General features: G+C 69.8%; 13 protein-coding genes and 1 pseudogene. 6 read left to right on the plus strand and 8 right to left on the minus strand.

All coding sequences use genetic code 11. The features are described from left to right. Positions 1 to 53 precede the first annotated feature (53 nt). The 3 genes from ACFYO0_RS18575 to ACFYO0_RS18585 form a co-directional block, all read right to left on the minus strand. Positions 54 to 692, minus strand: a complete 639-nt coding sequence (locus tag ACFYO0_RS18575) for a peptidyl-prolyl cis-trans isomerase (RefSeq protein WP_388676704.1) — start codon at positions 690 to 692, stop codon at positions 54 to 56. Between the two features lie 26 nt (positions 693 to 718). Then, a complete protein-coding gene (locus tag ACFYO0_RS18580; RefSeq protein ID WP_388676707.1) occupies positions 719 to 5,044 on the minus strand; it encodes an NEW3 domain-containing protein in 4,326 nt (1,441 codons plus the stop codon). A gap of 122 nt (positions 5,045 to 5,166) precedes the next feature. Continuing rightward, positions 5,167 to 6,057 (minus strand): MurR/RpiR family transcriptional regulator, encoded by an 891-nt coding sequence (locus ACFYO0_RS18585; protein WP_388676710.1) that lies wholly within the window; start codon positions 6,055 to 6,057, stop codon positions 5,167 to 5,169. Between the two features lie 279 nt (positions 6,058 to 6,336). Here ACFYO0_RS18585 and ACFYO0_RS18590 point away from each other — a divergent pair, with 279 nt between their 5' ends. Beyond that, positions 6,337 to 7,101 (plus strand): sugar isomerase domain-containing protein, encoded by a 765-nt coding sequence (locus ACFYO0_RS18590; RefSeq protein ID WP_388677591.1) that lies wholly within the window; start codon positions 6,337 to 6,339, stop codon positions 7,099 to 7,101. Positions 7,102 to 7,210: 109 nt separating this feature from the next. Here ACFYO0_RS18590 and ACFYO0_RS18595 read toward each other — a convergent pair whose 3' ends face one another. Together ACFYO0_RS18595 and ACFYO0_RS18600 are read right to left on the minus strand one after the other, a co-directional pair. Further along, positions 7,211 to 7,420 carry a DUF397 domain-containing protein gene (locus tag ACFYO0_RS18595; protein WP_388676713.1) on the minus strand — a complete coding sequence of 70 codons (210 nt, stop codon included), beginning with the start codon at positions 7,418 to 7,420 and terminating at the stop codon, positions 7,211 to 7,213. Continuing rightward, positions 7,417 to 8,286: a helix-turn-helix domain-containing protein gene (locus tag ACFYO0_RS18600; RefSeq protein WP_388676716.1), complete on the minus strand. Its 870-nt coding sequence runs from the start codon at positions 8,284 to 8,286 to the stop codon at positions 7,417 to 7,419. The genes ACFYO0_RS18595 and ACFYO0_RS18600 overlap by 4 nt, the downstream gene beginning before the upstream one ends. Before the next feature lie 174 nt (positions 8,287 to 8,460). Here ACFYO0_RS18600 and ACFYO0_RS18605 point away from each other — a divergent pair, with 174 nt between their 5' ends. The 5 genes and pseudogenes from ACFYO0_RS18605 to ACFYO0_RS18625 all read left to right on the plus strand — a co-directional run. Continuing rightward, a complete protein-coding gene (locus tag ACFYO0_RS18605) occupies positions 8,461 to 8,970 on the plus strand; it encodes an ATP-binding protein (RefSeq protein WP_388676719.1) in 510 nt (169 codons plus the stop codon). Between the two features lie 827 nt (positions 8,971 to 9,797). Next, positions 9,798 to 10,241, plus strand: a complete 444-nt coding sequence (locus tag ACFYO0_RS18610) for a hypothetical protein (protein ID WP_388676722.1) — start codon at positions 9,798 to 9,800, stop codon at positions 10,239 to 10,241. Positions 10,242 to 10,506: 265 nt separating this feature from the next. After that, on the plus strand, positions 10,507 to 11,130 hold the full coding sequence (locus ACFYO0_RS18615; RefSeq protein ID WP_388676725.1) for a hypothetical protein: 624 nt from the start codon (positions 10,507 to 10,509) through the stop codon (positions 11,128 to 11,130). Between the two features lie 98 nt (positions 11,131 to 11,228). Further along, positions 11,229 to 11,351, plus strand: coding sequence for a hypothetical protein (locus ACFYO0_RS18620; RefSeq protein ID WP_388676728.1), 123 nt, complete (start codon positions 11,229 to 11,231; stop codon positions 11,349 to 11,351). 155 nt (positions 11,352 to 11,506) lie between these two features. Next, positions 11,507 to 11,644 (plus strand): annotated as a pseudogene (locus ACFYO0_RS18625) (sugar isomerase); the annotation flags it as partial. A 9-nt stretch (positions 11,645 to 11,653) separates the two neighbouring features. On the opposite strand, the gene ACFYO0_RS18630 reads toward ACFYO0_RS18625, so the two are convergent. The 3 genes from ACFYO0_RS18630 to ACFYO0_RS18640 form a co-directional block, all read right to left on the minus strand. Further along, positions 11,654 to 14,755 carry a beta-N-acetylglucosaminidase domain-containing protein gene (locus tag ACFYO0_RS18630; protein WP_388676731.1) on the minus strand — a complete coding sequence of 1,034 codons (3,102 nt, stop codon included), beginning with the start codon at positions 14,753 to 14,755 and terminating at the stop codon, positions 11,654 to 11,656. A 145-nt stretch (positions 14,756 to 14,900) separates the two neighbouring features. Beyond that, on the minus strand, positions 14,901 to 15,716 hold the full coding sequence (locus ACFYO0_RS18635; RefSeq protein WP_388676734.1) for an SAM-dependent methyltransferase: 816 nt from the start codon (positions 15,714 to 15,716) through the stop codon (positions 14,901 to 14,903). 116 nt (positions 15,717 to 15,832) lie between these two features. Continuing rightward, positions 15,833 to 16,045: a DUF397 domain-containing protein gene (locus tag ACFYO0_RS18640; protein ID WP_388677593.1), complete on the minus strand. Its 213-nt coding sequence runs from the start codon at positions 16,043 to 16,045 to the stop codon at positions 15,833 to 15,835. Positions 16,046 to 16,048: the final 3 nt, after the last annotated feature.

The following is a 16,048-nucleotide window of genomic DNA, read 5'->3' on the forward strand; positions in this document are numbered from 1 at the left end:
GACCGGTACGTGGGGCCGATGCCCGATGCCCGATGCCCGATGCCCGGTGCCGGTCAGTGCCGGTGCTCGTGGTCCGGGTGCGAGGGGTCGCCCGGGTGCTCGTGGCCGACGGCGTACACGACGCCTGTACGGGCCCCGTCGAGCCAGGCGAAGAAGGCACGACGGCCCGCCGCCCGTCGCAGCTCGCGGGCGATGCCCTCCCGCACCCGCTCGTACGGCAGGAAGTCGGCCGGTGCCGCCCCGTCGAAGGGATCGGCCCCTCGCCGCAGGGCCTCCGGAGTGAGGAAGCGGTCCCGGTTGCGGTCGTAGTAGTCCCGTACCGCCGCTTCGGAGATGTCCTGCTCGTCGGCGAGACGGGCGAGCAGAGTGCGGGCGGCGGGGGAGAAGGCGAGGACCACCGCGACGATGCTCCCGAGTCCGGCGACGTCGGCCTCGTCCACGGCGAGCATCCGGTGGTGCGACGCGGGTTCGTCGGGAGGGCTCAACCCCCGCTCGGTGCAAGCCCGTTGCGCCAGCTCGTCCGCGACGACCACCTGGGTCGCCCAACGCCGACGCTGCCGCTCCGCACGCGCCAGGCCCTCGGGACGCGCCTCGCGGTCACGCGGCGGCACGGCTTCCAGCAGGGCGTCCACGCGCTCCTCGGCGAGGGGTTCGCCGTGCACCAGGGCGGCGGCACCATGGGGCGGACGCACGTGCGGATTTGCATGTGCGTGCCCCCTCACGGGGTCACCTCCAGCGGAACGGCCTCGGTGTAGGCGACGTTGCCGTGCCAGGCGACCTTCGCCAGCAGCCAGTACGAGCCCGGCGGCACCGCCCCGCCGTCCACGTCGATGACGCACTCCATCTGCTCCCCGGGCGCCACGGCGAACCCTTGGCAGCCGGGCCCCACGCCCGGCCAGGTGCCCCACGAGGAAACGGCCCACAGGGTGCCATTGATCGGACCACGGGTCGTGTTGCGCACGCTCACCGGAACTCGCGTCCGCTCACCCCTGCGCACCCGGACCCGCTCAACTCCCATCCGGGAGACGAGGGTTGGACCGGTACGCCCGTCCGGCTCGCCCTCCCGAACCGCGCCCGGCACATCGAGGGCCACGACATCCTCGTAAACCTGCCCGCCGTACGACAGCCGCGCGGCGAGCCAGTGCCGGCCGGGAACGGCATCGGCGGCGGGCGTCACCGTGCACTCGGCGAGGGTGAATCCGCCGGGGCCCAGCGCGTACGGCAGTTGAGCGGGTTCGGCGACCCAGCCTGGTGGTACGTGCAGGATCACGTCGCCCGACACCGGTGCGTCGGTGAGTTCCGAGGCGATCCGCACCGTCGCCGTGACGGGCCCGTCGACGGTGAGTGTGCTGGGCGAGACGTACACGGTCACGGGCATGTTCCCGCGCGGCGCGGGGCCGGAGTTGTGCAGCCAGTACCGGGTGGGGACGGGTTGGGTGGGCTCGTACGCGGCGATCCCGGGCCCATGCGTCGAGCTGCGGGAGCGCGCGCCGGACGAGGCCGGGTCCGCCGTTGCCGACCGGCCGGCCCCGGTCGCCGAGGCTTCGGGCGTCGCCAGCACCGTGGCGACCTCGAACCCGGTCAGCTCGACACCTAGAGCACCGTCCTCCGGGACCAGTGGCTCCCCCGGCGTCTCCAGGACGTCGGCACGCGAGCCGCCCGTCCAAGGCAGTGGCCCGCGCACCCGCGCCCGCACCGGGCGGCCCGACACCTCGTGCATGCGCACCGCGATCCCAAGCGCCGGGTCGGCCGGTGTCGCGCTGCCCCGCGCCAGTGGGGAGCCGAGCGGCTTGAGGGCGTCGAGGAGTACTTGCCCCTCCGGCTCGAGCGCCAGCAGAGCCGTCCGCCTCGGGAGTACGGGGGCGTCCGCCGTCAGGCCGGCAGCCGCACGCAACCGCGCCGTGAGCGGATGGTTGAACTCATGGCCCGTCTGTGGGAGTTGCAGTTCGCGCCAGTCGCCCTCGCCGCCCATCACCGCGTACTCGAAGGTGTGGGACCAGCGCTGGAGCTGGAAGGACGAGCCGTCAGGGGTGGTGCGGCGGGGCGGGTCGATCCAGATGCCCGAGGGCCAGCCGGTGCAGGAGCGCATCAGGGACATGTAGAGGTCGCCGGAGGAGGTGACCACGCAGCCCGGCGTGCCGCGGTTGAGGACGGCGAAGGTGCGGCCGTCCCAGGCGTCACCCGGTGGCAAGGCCTCGCCACCGCCCGCCGCGGTGGCCCGTACCGTCGCGTCCTCCAGGTCGGCCACCAGCTCGGCGACCGCCTTCGCGTCGTCCTCGGGGCGGGCACCCGCCACCACGAGCAGCGGCAGCCGCTCCAGGTCACGCAGGTCCGCCCCCGGCACCCACTCCTCGCGCAGCCCCGCGCGCGGCGCGACCCATACCGCCGCCACACCCCGCTCGGCGAGTTGCCGCCGCAGCTCGCGCCCCGCGGCCGGGTCCCAGCCCAGCGCCTCGGCGACCACGGCGTTGCGGCCGGGGGCGCCGACGGCGATACGGATGTCGGGGAGGTTGGAGTCGATCTCCAGGTCGCCGTACCGAGGACCGTCCGCGATCGTCGAGGTCGCCGTGACACCCGCACGGACGAGGGCCGCCGCGAGCGGGGCCCCGAGCTCGCCGGCCTCCTCCCAGGAGGCATAGATCAACTCGGCGACACCGATCGCCCGGTGCCCGAGCAACGTCCCCGCGTCGTCCCGGAGTTCGGTCCGGGCGGTGGAGCCGAGCCCGAACCAGGTGTTCGCCGGATTGTCCAAGGTCCACGGAAACCGTTCGCTGTCGACGTCCACGAACCCGAACCCGCGCCCGATCACCGCGTCCGCCACCTCGTGCACCGGCAGCCCGCCCCGCACGTCCGACGGCCACCGCACCCGGATGAGCCGGTCGGCCCCGTCGTAACCGTCGATGGTGGTGGACACGTCGAGTCGCGCGATCCCCTTCCAGAGGCACAGCCGCTGGGTGTAGCGGAAGAGGCCGAGATCCGCGGTGACGGTGATGCGGGATCCGGCGGGGGAGTGCTCGGCCCGTACATCGGCGGTCACCTCGCGGCTGCGGGCGACCGTCGTGCCGGTCGGCGTGAGATGCCAGGGGCCCTCGCCGAAACGCGGATGCCTCGGGTACTCCTCCTGTACGACCAGCTCGTTGCCGATGTCCCCGGCGCGCAGCAGGTCGCGGCCTCCCTCCGTCATCGCGCGCAACCGGCTCACGCCCCCGCCGCGCCCCGGATCGACGGTCACCTCGTAGAACTCGTTGCGGATGGTCGTCCCCTCGCCCGGCGCCCACCCGGCCACGGAGCCCTCGGCGAGCGGCAGGGCGCGCAGGCCCATGCCCGGCACCTGCGGTACGACCACGCGGAGTTGGCCGTCGTCGTCGCGTACGGCGGGCAGCGGCAGGCCCGTGTCGTCGAGCGGTACGAGACCCGGGTCGGCCACGGTGAGCACGTCCCGCCGCTCCCGGGTGGCGGCGTTGAAGACGACCAAGTCCGGTGTTCCGCCGGGGAGTTGGGCGACCCGCCGGGCCAGGGCGTCGGTCGCGTCGGCGTGCACCGTCCCGGCCAGGTCGTACAACTCCCGCCAGCCCGTCAGCAGATCGACATAGACCTGGTCGGACTCGGAGCCGGTGATGGCGTCGTGATGGGCGCCGTAGACCAGCTGCCGCCACGCCTTGTCGAGCGCCGCCTCCGGATACGGATGCCCGGTGACCATCGAGGCGAGCGTCGCCCACGCCTCCGCGTCGGCGAGCAGCGTCTCCCCGTACCGCTGTGCCTGCTTGGTGTCGATGTACGAGACGTCCTTGCCGGTGTAGACGGGGTTCATGTCCCGCGTCTGCGGCGAGGCCTTGCGGCCTTCCTTGTCGAGCTCCGCGCGAACGGCTGCGAAGAAGTCCCTCGGGATCGCGCTGATGAAGCGGGGCCAGACGTAACGGGCGTTCCAGTCCCGGTGGATGTCCATCACCCAACGGCACGGCGGCGCGTAGTCCCCGCCGACCGGAAGCAGCACATTGCGCGTGAGCGCCACCTGCTTGAGTCCCTTGAACAGCTTGTACGCGGCTTGCTCGGCCTTGGGGAGGGTGGGGGCGTTGTCGATCGCCCAGCCCGCCCCGTAGTGGTTGACCATGTACGCGGTCAGCAGCCCGCGCCCCGAGGGAGCGATCCACGAGAACTCCGCCGGGAACTGCATCCGGTTCGGATCCCTCGGTTCCTCCCCGAACACGGACAGCGTCGGCCCCCACTGGTGGAAGGGCCCACGCGCCCACGAGCTGGAGCTCAGCCCCGCGTCCGCCATCAGCCCGGGGAACTGGGGATCGTGCCCGAAGGCGTCCAGCTGCCAGGCGGTTTCGGGGGACGCGCCCATGACGGCTCGCTGGAAACCGTCGCCGTACACGGCGTTGCGTACGGTCGCCTCGGCACCGGTGAGATTCGTGTTGGGCTCGTTGTACGTACCGCCCATGATCTCCACGCGACCGGTACGGATCAGTTCGCGCAGAAAGGCCCGCTCCTCCGGGAAGGCGTCCCAGTACGGCTTGAGGTAGTCGACCTCCGCGAGCACGAAGGTGTACGCCGGATCGCGCCGCGCCAGATCGCAGTGGGCCCGCACCAGGCTCATCCCGGACTGGCCGCGCGAGTCGAAGGTACGGGCCGGCAGTCCGCTCGACGCGGGGTCGTCGGCGACGTCCCAGGTCTCGGTGTACGCGGCCTGGGTGTTCCACCAGACGGGGTCGTAGTGGAAGTGGCTGACCATGAACATGGTCCAGCCGGGCTCAGCGACCGTGAACTCGCCTGTGTCTCGGGCGAGTCGGTCCCCGTCGGCGGCGGTCACCGTGATCGCGCGACGCTCGCCGACGGACAGATCGGTGACCACGGGGATCTCGGCGCGCACGGTGCCGTCCTCGGCAGCGGTGGCCTCGGTCTCGCCGGTCACGCCGGGACCCTCGACACTGAGGCGGACGGTCCGGCCGGGGAGGTGGCTCAGCCCGACGGCGACCACTTGGCGCGGCTGCTCGGTGGTTCCGACGAAGAGCTCGGTCGACTCGACAGAGGTGACGCGCATGGGTCTCCTACGAGGGGGCTCGGCAGAGCCACATCCTGACACCGGGGGGATGGTTCAAACAACCATGCATGCGCGTTGTTGGTGGTTCGTCCATGCAGGGCGGGCCCCGTACAAGGGCCGTCTCAGCGCGTACGGCGGGATTTCACCGCATGCCGCGGGGTGATGTGGTCGGTCAGGGCCAGTGACGCGCTCGCCCGCTGGTAGGAGAGCTGGGCGACCCGAACGTACAGGCAGTCGATGAGGACCAGCACCGAGTGCCGGCCACCGATGCTGCCGGTGCGCCCAGGGAAGATGGTCTCAGTGGAGGTGGAAATGAGCCGGATGTCGGCGGCCTTGGCGAGCGGCGAGCGCGGATCGGAAGTGATCGCCACCGTGGTGGCACCGCGCTCCTTGGCGAGCTCGAACGGCTCGATGGTCTCGCGGGTGGCGCCCGAGTGCGAGATGCCGACGGCGACATCCGCCGGGGTGAGCAGGGCCGCGGAGGTGGCCGCGGCGTGCACCTCGGTCCAGCCGCGCACCGAGCAGCCGATGCGGAAGAGCCTGGTCTCGGTCTCCTGTGCCACCGCGCCGCTGCCGCCGACGCCATAGACGTCGATGCGCCGGGCGCGGGCGACGGCCTGGGCCGCGCGCTCCATCGCGTCGAGATCGATCCGGTCGATGGTCTGCTGCACCGCGCGCAGGTCGGCGCTGCCCACGACCTGGACCACCCGTTCGAGGTCGTCGTCCGGGGAGATGTCCGGTCCGATCTCGGCGCTGCCCCAGTCGGAGACCTCGCCGCGCCCTCGTTCCTGGGCCAGCTCGATCAGCAGATGCTGGTACGAGTCGAGCCCGATGGCCCGGCAGAAACGGGTCACCGTCGCCTGGGACGTCCCGGTCCTGCGGCCCAGCTCGGCGGCCGAGCAGTGCGTGACGCCCGCCGGATCCTCCAGGATCAGCTCACCCACCTTCCGCAGGGAGCCGGCCAGCCGGGGCAGCTCGGTGCGGATGAGTGAGGTGACGTCCGTCGGGGGCATCCGATCTCCTTGGTGCTGGCTGCCGAGAATGTGACAGCCACCGTATAACTCCGTGATTGAAATTCAGGACCGGAGGGACCCGGCGGGTGCCGGACGGGTGCCGGACGGGTGCCGGACGGGTGCAGGACGGGTGCAGGACGGTTGGTGGGGCGGGGGGAGTGATGTTGCCCGACGATCGCCCCGTGTGTTTTATTCATTCACGTAGGGATGTACGCGATGGTGGTTCAATCCACCGGTGGGGAGCACCCCGTGTCTGTCGAATCCGTGAACGGCGACTCCGTGAACGCCGGCTCCGTGAGCGCCGACGGCTTCGCGCGCGAGAGCCTGGCGGTCCTCGACCGCATCACCGGGTCCGCGCGCGGCGAGGTGCGGCGCGCCGCCGAGCTGATCGCCGACTGCGTGCGCGCGGACGGCGTCATCCAGGCCTTCGGTACGGGGCACTCCCAGGCCATCGTCCTGGAGGTCGCGGGCCGCGCCGGCGGCCTGGTGCCCACCAACCGGCTGAGCATCGCCGACTTGGTCCTGTACGGCGGCGAGGACGCCGGCGTCCTCGACGACCCGCTTCTGGAGCGCAAGTCCGGTGTCGCGCGGCGGATTTACGACCTCGCCGCCCCACGCCCCGAGGACCTCTTCGTCATCATCTCCAACTCCGGCGTGAACAACGTGATCGTGGAGATGGCCCTGCACGCCAAGGAACAAGGCCACCGCCTCCTGGCCATCACCTCGGTGGCCCACACCCACGCCGTCCCCGCCGCCCACCCCAGCGGCAAGAAGCTCGCCGACCTGGCCGACGTCGTCCTCGACAACGCGGCCCCCCGCGGCGACGCCCTCCTGGAACTCCCCGACGGCGGCGCCGTATGCGCCCTGTCCACACTCACCGGCGTGATGCTGGTCCAGATGGCCGTCGCTGAGGCGACCTCCCTCCTGCTCACCACCGGCCACCGCCCACCGGTCTACGTCTCGGCCAACGTTCCCGGTGGCTTCGAGAGCAACCTGGAGCTGGAGAGGCACTATGCGGGGCGGATCCGCCGTACGGCTAGCTGAGCCGACGCGGTACGGCGCCAGCGGCACGGCCTCGCTCGGGGGGTCCCGGCGCCGAGATCAGGCCCGGCAGGGGCGATTGCCCGCGTTGGGCCTATGGGCGTCGTCGGGTTCAGTTCAGGTGGGCGATGAAAGTGCGCCAGGCGTGGGCGGTGAAGGTGATCACTGGCCCGGTGGGGCGCTTGCTGTCGCGGACCGGCACGAGGGCGGGGATGTTGTCGGCGATCTCGACGCAGTTCCCTTCCCCGCCGCTGGCTGATGCCTTGCGCCATACGGCCGTGGTCAGGTCGGCGTGCAGGTCGGGCTTGCGGTTGTTGCTCACTTGCGCTGCTTCTCCTGGATGCGGGCGATGAGAGCCAACGAGTCATCGGTCGGGAGCGCTGCCGCGACGATGCGTTCGAAGGCATCGGCGAAGGTCCGAACGTCGCCGACGCCCTCAACATAGGACGAGCCGATGAGATTCTCCAGTAGCACTACGTCAGGCATCGGCGAGGGGAAGCTGACCACGCTGAAACCGCCGACGTTCCCTGGGTGCGGTGTCGCCTCCAGGGGCATCACCTGAAGGGTCACGTGAGGCATGTCCGCGACGTCGAGCAGCCGCTGCATCTGTTCGCGCATTGTCGTGGGCCGAAGGGCGAACCGCTGGTGGAGTGCAGCCTCGTGGATCACGCCCCAGAGCTTCAGCGGCCCGTCGGGACGCGTTAGTACGGCCTGGCGGGCCTGACGTACCTCGGCCAGCGCCGCCACCTCCTCCGGTGTGCGCGTGATGGCGTTGGCCGCGATGCTCTCGCGCGCGTACGCGGCCGTCTGCAACAGCCCAGGGATGAGGAGCGGTGCGAATTCGCGGATGGTGTCGGCGTCCGATTCCAGGGAGATGTAGTCGGCGTAGGAGGGGGAGACGATGCCGCTGTACGTCTGCCACCAGCCCTGCTTGCGCGCGTCCTTGGCCAGGGCCTCCAGCGCCGAGACCACTTCAGGGTCGACCACTCCGTACGCCTTGAGCAGAGGGGCTACCTCCGCAGGGCGGATGTAGCCATTGGCCGTCTCGATGCGCGAAAGCTTCGGGCCGATCCAGCCCATCGTCTGTGCTGCGACGTCGAGGCTCAGGCCGGCCGAGTTGCGGTATTGCCGCAGAGCTTGGCCGAGGCGTCGGCGGCGGACGGTGGGAACAGGGCGCGCATTTGGCATGGCGACAGCATGGCACCGGCTGCACGGTCGAAGCGACGAGAACAAAGAGTCGAGTGTGCATTTCGGGTGACAAGTTTGCGAGTTGGTGCGTTAAATCGTCATGCTGAAGTCAAGTCGGCGGCCGGAGCATGCAGTTGCTTTGGTCTGGTACGCCCGTGGCCGCAAGGAGGCGCCATGCACCCCACCTCATCCCTCAGCCCGCACCTCACGATCCTCAACACAGCCGCACCCGCTGTGCCCGCTGCACCGACCATCCCCGGGTTCTACCTGCGCTCCCGCCCTCACGGCTTCGCCGCACACGTTTGTGCCTCGTCCCAGAACCTGTGTCAGGTACGGCAGTTGACAAGCACAGAACTGCTGGCGCAGGGCGTTGGGGCCGACGCCGTCGACTCCGCACAGCTCGTTCTTTCCGAACTGGTGGGCAACTCGGTTCGTGCGTACGGCGATTGCGTACCGCTCGTGGTCGAGGTGTACGTGACGTCGCACGGCGTCGCGGTGAACGTCCACGACCCGGACCCCAGCACCCTGCCCAGGCGCCGAGCGACGCCGCTCGACAGCCCGGAGGCGGAGACCGGGCGGGGGCTCGGGCTGGTCGACCTCCTCGCGCCGGGATGGCACGTACGGCGCTCGCCAATCGGGAAGAAGGTGCGCTGCCGAGTACCCGCCGAACCCGGCTGGGGCTGAGCGCCTGCTCCCCGCCGCATCGCAGGACGGCGTGGTCCGGAAGTGCACCGCCCTCGCCGGGGCGGCATCGACACCGGACGGCGTCACGGGTGTCGGACGGTCATGCAGTGGATGACTGGACCGGCAACGATGGATCCGCCAGGGCAATCGCTGGGCTCGACTTCATCGGCGCACGCTTGTCTGGAGCGACAGCGGATCCCATGTCATGCCCATGGATGGGGCGTTGCAGCGGTGGACGTGGCAGTCGGCCGACGAACCTGGTGGGTACTGGTGCACGGCGTGAGCACTTCTCACTGTGATGTTCACGCACCGCTCGTTTGAGCATCTGGAGGACATGCTCCCCCTGAGTGTTCACGTTTTTCGCGACAGGGGTCAACACCTCGTCCCTCCCACCGGGCCGTTGCCCGGCGGGAGGGACGGCATTCGGTGGGCGAGACGACAGGAAGAGACGACAGGAAGAGACCCTCCACCATGGATTTCCACACCACGTTGCGGAGCACTTCCTCCCGGTCCTGCGGCGGTATGAACGCGGTGTCCAGGAGCGGGCTCATGAGGCGGACCCTCGTCTGCGTCGGTCACCGAGCCAGCCTGACAGTACCTCGGCCCGTTCCCCCAGAAGTCCCCCTCGGCACGCAGTTCCCGACACCAGTGTGGCGGGATTCCCTCTCGCTGTGCAACGGCTTCGACGGGCACGCGCAGGACCCTCACCTGATGCGGCGCCACCTTGAGGTGGTGCACCACTGACAAAGTTCCCTGCACGGATGACAAAGTCCGAAGCCCCCGATGACCCTAAGGTCCATGGGCGAGGCCAGAGAAGGGGGAGTCACATGTTCCGCACTACCGGCGCGTTGGTCGCCGCGGCGCTTGGTGCGTCGATCGTCATCACCCCGTCGTCCGCATCCGCAGCAAGCGATTGGAAGTGCTACGGCACCCAGGTCAAGCGCTGCGCCACCGTCTGGTGGGACGAGACCGCCGACACCTTCCGAGCGCGGGCGAAGATCACCGACGTCGCCGGTGGCGGCAGCTACCAGGTCAAGGTCACCAACGTGAAGCTTCTGCGCACCAGCAGCAGCGGCTGGGTGACGGTGCGCTCCGCGAAGGATTACGACGGCTGGCATGGCACCGAGGACTTGGCCGGCACCAGCACCGTCAACCCGTGCAGCCGGCCACGGGAGAGTTTCAGCGTGGTGGCGACTTTCAGTTGGAAGGGTGCGTCCTCCGGCGAGAAGACCTGGCGTCCCAACCACGCGTGGGGCCATCTCTGCGACTGACCCGCCGAACGCGTCCGTCTCACGGGGCGTCACACACCCGCATCACGAGCCTTGTCCAGGCCATCCTCTGCCTGCATCACGCCAGCTCAGGCCGAGGATGGAAGAGGCTCACTGTGCGCGTCGACGACGAAACGCCGTCAGGAAGCCGCTCTGGCATGTCCGGCTGTGTGGTCGGTCATTTCTCGAAACCATCGACCGTTCCAAGCTGCCGTATCGGACAGCTCTCGTTACCAGTGAGGTAGTAGTAGTGCACAAGGGACGTATCATGTTCGCGGCTGCTCTGGCCACCATGGGGCTCGGGCTTTCGGCCTGCGCCGGCGACGGGGGAGGGCCGGTGGCGCAGGATTCGCCGGCGGCGTCAGCCCCGGCCTCGTCCGCGCCGAGCAGCGAGAGCCCGACTGCCGACAGCGGCGACGACAGTGCCGCGCCAGCCGAGGGTGATGTCACCGCGCCGGGCACGGAAATCAAGGTCGGCGACAGGGCTGTCCTGCCCTTCGAGTACACGAGCGAGAAGAAGGGCACCATCGCCGTAACCGTCACGGCGATCGAGAAGGGCGCCGAGGCCGACATGGCCGCCTTTGGTGAGAAGGCGAAGGGAATGACGCCCTACTTCATCAAGATGAAGGTGGAGAACGTCGGCGGCACCGACCTGTCCTACGCGTCGCTGAAGCTGGACGGTGTGCTGGAAGGTGGCGCCGGGACGGGCGTCGTACTGTTCGGTGACATCCCGGGCAAGTGCGACCGCGAGGGCGCGCCCACCGAGTTCACCACCAAGGGTGCGTCGTACGAGACCTGCGCGCTCAGCGCCACGAAAAGCTCGCCCATCATCGGCGCCTCGTTCGACGAGGGCGACGCGTACCGCGACAGCCCGGTCGTCTGGATCAACTGAGAATCGGCGCCGGCCTGTACCTCGCCGGCCCGACCGCTGCAGCACCAACCGAAAAGTTCCGCCGCGTCATTCGTCCCGGCCAGCTGGAAGGGGACGAGTTGGGCCATCAGCTCCTGGAGGCTCGTAAGGCCCTGGTGCGGCACCTCGAAGGGCTCGACATGTCACAGGTAGCCATGGCGGTACACCAGGCCGCTATGACGGAGCTGGAATACACGACCTGAGCGGGAAGGCTGGTGGGGCGAAGGGGCCCATCTTCACGTCCCGGGCACAGCAGGAGGCGTATCACATGTGGCTGCTGCCCACTGTCATGGCGGAGCCACCGATCCGCATTGCCGGGCTCGCACCGCTGGTGAGCGAGGTGGCCCTGGGCACGGGTGCCGTCGCCGAGGCGGCCTCCCGCCTTCTCGCCGGCCGACGCCCACCGGCCTACGTCTCGGCCAACGTCCCCGGCAGCTTCGAAGGCAACCTGGAACTGGAGAGGCACTACGCGGGGCGCATCCGCCGCGTCTCGAGCCGACGCCGGCTACTCCACCGGTACGGGTGTGAGCGCCACCGCGAGCGGATAGGCGCCTGTGGCCAGAGGCGACCCGCTGGTGCCCGACGAGGTGTCGACCGGCACCAGGACGTTTTCGTCGGCCGTGGTGACGTAGGCCTTGGCTCCGTTCCAGTCCAGGGCGACGTCGAAGGCGGACCTGCCGACCTTGGTCGTGGTGCCGGGGGCGCCGGTGACCGTGTCGACGGGGGTGACGGTGTCGCCGGTACTGGGGCTGACCCACAGGGTCCGTCCGTCCGGGGACAGGGCGAGACCGTAGGCCTGGCCGGAGACCAGGAGCGTCGGCTCGGTGTCGTTGGTGGCCGTGTCGATCGGAGTGACCGTCGAACCACCGGAGTTGGACACGTACACCGTCTTGCCGTCGGGTGCGGCCACCACGTTGAAGGGGCGGGGGCCCACCGGGATGGGGGCCGCGGCCTTCTGGGCGGCCAGGTCGACCGGTGTGACGGTGTTGTCGTGGATGTCGGCCACGTACAGCCTCCTGCCGTCAGGCGTGATCGCCATGTTCTCCGGGCCGGAGCCGACCGGGACAGGGGTGCCCACCTCGAGGACGGCGGTGTCCACCGGTTGAACCGTGTTGTCGGAGTAGTTGGCGACCCAGAGCGTGCGGCCGTCCGGCGTGAGCGCGAGCCCGGCGGGGACGCGCCCCACGGCGACCGTGTCGGTGACCGTGCCGCGCGCCACATCGATGACACTGACCGAGTTCGAGCCCTGGTTGGCGGCGTAGGCGGTGCGCCCGTCCGCGCTGAGGATCACCTCACCGGGGTTGTTGCCCACCGAGATGTTGGTGCTCTTCCCGGAGTCCAGGTCGATCGAACTGACCGAAGCACCGCTGAAGTTGGCCGTCAGCGCCCGCGGCGTGCCCGCGCCGTCGCCGACCTGGACCGGGATCGCCCGGTCCAGGACGGCAGTGCCGTTCGCCGAGCCCGTCGCCACGACGGAGCGGACCCCGTCTGCGGCGCCCTCCCGGGTCGTGAAGGTGACGGTGGTGGAGGCGCTGCCTCCGGCGGGGACGGTCAGGGTGCCCTGGTCGGGTGAGGCGGTTACGCCGTCGGGTACGTCGAGCTTCCAGGAGACCGTCCGGGCGGACATGGACCGCTTGTCGGTCAGAGCCAGGGTCACTGTCTCGGTCGCGCCGGGCCTCAGGGCGAGGGAACCGGGATCGAAGGAGATGTCGACGCCGGGGTCGGGCGCGTTCTCGATCACCGTCGTGTAGAGGAACTGGTCCATCACTCCCGGCGAGACCTGCTGAGGAATCGCGTCCAGCTGCTTGCGCTCGGCCCTGAGCTTCTTCCAGTACGTGGTGACCGCGTCGGCGTCGCCCCGCTTGTTCGCCAGGAGCAGGTCCACGGCCGTCTGTCCCGCCGTGCCGTAGCGGCCGAGCTTGTCCAGCCAGGCGGATGTCTCCGTCAGGAAGCCCGAGTTGTCGAGCCGGGCGCGCAGTTCGCGGGGCGTGGCGGCCATGTCGGTGAAGTACGTCCTGAGGGCCTCGGCGGCCTGGTCGAGGCCGCTGTCCTCCTCGTACGCCTTGCGGAAGGCGTCGATGAGCGGGGTGAGCGTGGGCGATTCGGTCGCGTCGAGCTGCGAGGAGTAGTTGTTCTCGGCGAAGATCCGCAGCCATTTCGCCGCCGCGGACCCACCGAGGTCGCGGACGGAGGCGAGGAAGGAAGTACGGGGGTCGTAGGCGTCCGGGTTCCAGAGGTAGTCGGCGGAGGTGAACAGGGCGATCCGGCTCGCCTCGCCCTGGACCATGGGGTTGGCGGTCACTCCGGTTGCCGCCGCGGCCACTTTGGGTTCGCGGCCGGTGTAGGGGCCGAGGAGCAGGCGGCTGGTGACGTAGTCGTTGACGGGGTAGTTGTCCCAGATCAGGATCGGGTGGCCGTACACCTTGCGGGCCTGCTCGACCTGGTCGGCGGTGATGCTCGGCGCGATCACTCCGACGCCGGTCCACTCCACGACCACAGAGGGGTCGAGCTTCTCCCGGAGCGCCTTCTTGTAGGGAGAGTCGGCGAGGTCGGAGTACTCGGTGGGGACCATTTCCAGCGGTTGCAGCCCGGCGTGGCCGGCGGAGAAGTCCTGCCACACCTGGTTGAGCAGCTGGGCCTGTGCCGTGCCCGCCGCGCCGCCACCGGTGCCGAACTCCTTCTCGTCGGCGTCACAGTTCCACTTCGTGTAGCTGATGTCGTCGAGCGGGATCGCGAAAGAGCGCACGCCGACGTCGTACAGCGAGTCGAACTTGGCGGTGAGGGCCTTGATGTCGGCGTCCGAGGAATAGCAGACCGACAGTCCCGGCGACAGGGCGTAGGTGAAGCGGACGTGGTTGGCGTCGGCCCGGTCCACCAGCTCCTCGATCCGGGCGAGTTCGGCGGACGGATACGCGTCGCGCCACTTCGCCCGCAGGTACGGGTCGTCCTTGGGCGAGTACACGTAGACGTTCTGCTTCGTACGACCGTAGAAGTCCAGCTGGTTCAGCCGCTCGGCGTGCGACCAGGGTGCTCCGTAGAAACCCTCGACGACCCCGCGCAACGCGGCCGTCGGCCAGTCCCGCACGGCCACTTCGGGGAGTACGGAACGCGATCCGCGCGTCTTGGTGACGAGCTGGCGCAGGGTCTGGGCCGCGTAGAACGTGCCGGTGGTGTCGACGCCGGACAGGGCGACGAGGGCCCGTCCGTCCTTGCGCCCGGACGCCAGGACGTAGCCACCCGAGGTCAGGCCGGTCGGCGGCTCGGCGCCCAGCCGTGTCAGCGCCTTCCCGGTGGCGCCGCTCTCGTCCGGGCCGCCCACGTAGACCGTGAGCCCGGCGGCGGGGGGCTTGTCCCCGGCGCTCACGGTGATGATCTTGTCGGCTCCGGCATCGCGCAGAACGGCCTCGACGAGCCGTCGGGCCGACGGGTCGGTCCGACGGCCGACGACCTCCACCACCCGGTCGGGGACGGTGAGTTGACCCGAACCGGCCTTGATGTTCTGGGGAGTCGGCCACACCTTCGGAACAGCGCTCGGCGGCGGCTCCGCCGCGGACGACGACGGCGGGGCCGCCACGCCCGCGGCCGTCAGCAGCGCGGCGACCAGCATCGCCGGTCGCCGCGTCCGACTCCTACCCCTGACACGAGTGGCTGAGAGCACGGGATCTCCTCGGTGGGTGAATGGATCCACCGAGTGATGCTAGAGATGCTGAATAGAACATTCAACGGTGCCTGCGGCCAGGACGGGGCCCAGCTCAGGGCTTACGAGCCACCGCCCCGTACATCGCGATGTCCTCGTCCCGGATGGGCTCCGTATCGCTGCCGTCCGGATGCCACTTGTGGACCTGCGTGATGCCCGGCTCGACGAGTTCGAGGCCCTCGAAGAACTCCTCGGCCTCCGGGAACGTACGCAGCCGCATGGGCATGTTGCGCGCCGCGTACTCGCGTGCGACGCGGCCCACCTCATCGGGCGCGAACTCTGCGGTGCCGATGGACATCGCGAGGTAGCTGCCCGAGGGGAGTGGTTCGAGGAGGCGGCGGACGATGCCGACCGCGTCGTCCTCGTCGAGGACGAAGTGGACGATTGCGATGACAGTCAGCGCGACCGGCTTGGACAGGTCGAGGGTCTCGCGGAACTCGGCGGAGTCGAGGATGGCCTCCGGGTGCTGGAAGTCGGCCTCGATGTACGACGTCCTGCCCTCGGGCGTGCTGGCCAGCAGGCCCTGGGAGAGGGTGAGGACGATGGGGTCGTTGTCCACGTAGACGACGCGGGACTCGGGGGCCACGGACTGGGCGATCTCGTGGAGGTTGGGGGAGGTGGGGATGCCCGTGCCGATGTCGAGGAACTGGCGTATCCCCGCCTCCTTGGCCAGCCAGCGCACGGCACGGTTCATCCAGTCGCGGTTGGCCCGCATGTGGACCGGCAGGGCGGGCCACTCCCGCGACATGGCGTCGCCGGCTTCCTTGTCGGCGGGGTAGTAGTCCTTTCCGCCGAGGATGTAGTCGTAGATACGCGCGGAGTGTGCGCTCTCGGTGTCGATTCGGTCGGCAGGCCATCCGTTGTCGGACAACGCGGCCCCTCCTATCAAGTCGTAGGTCAGCAAGGGGGTTTCAGACGGAGGTGTGTGGGACGGAGGTGTTTGAGACAGTCTGCTTCAGGCAGGGGCGTTTCAAGGCCCGGAGTCGATCAGAACAGGAAGTCGGCGTCGCCCGCCTTCACGCCCGTCAGGAAGCTCGTGATCTCGCGGTCGGTGAAGACCAGCGCCGGGCCGCCCGGGTCGGTGGACTGACGCACCGCCACCCTTCCGTCGCCCAGCTTCTTCACTTCGACGCAGGCGCCGCCCGCGTCGTCGCTCCACGGCTTGTGCCAGTCCTGCGCGCCGAGATCACGGGCCGGCATGCC

The organism is Streptomyces sp. NPDC006365, assembly GCF_042870755.1.
Lineage (GTDB): Bacteria > Actinomycetota > Actinomycetes > Streptomycetales > Streptomycetaceae > Streptomyces > Streptomyces xiangluensis.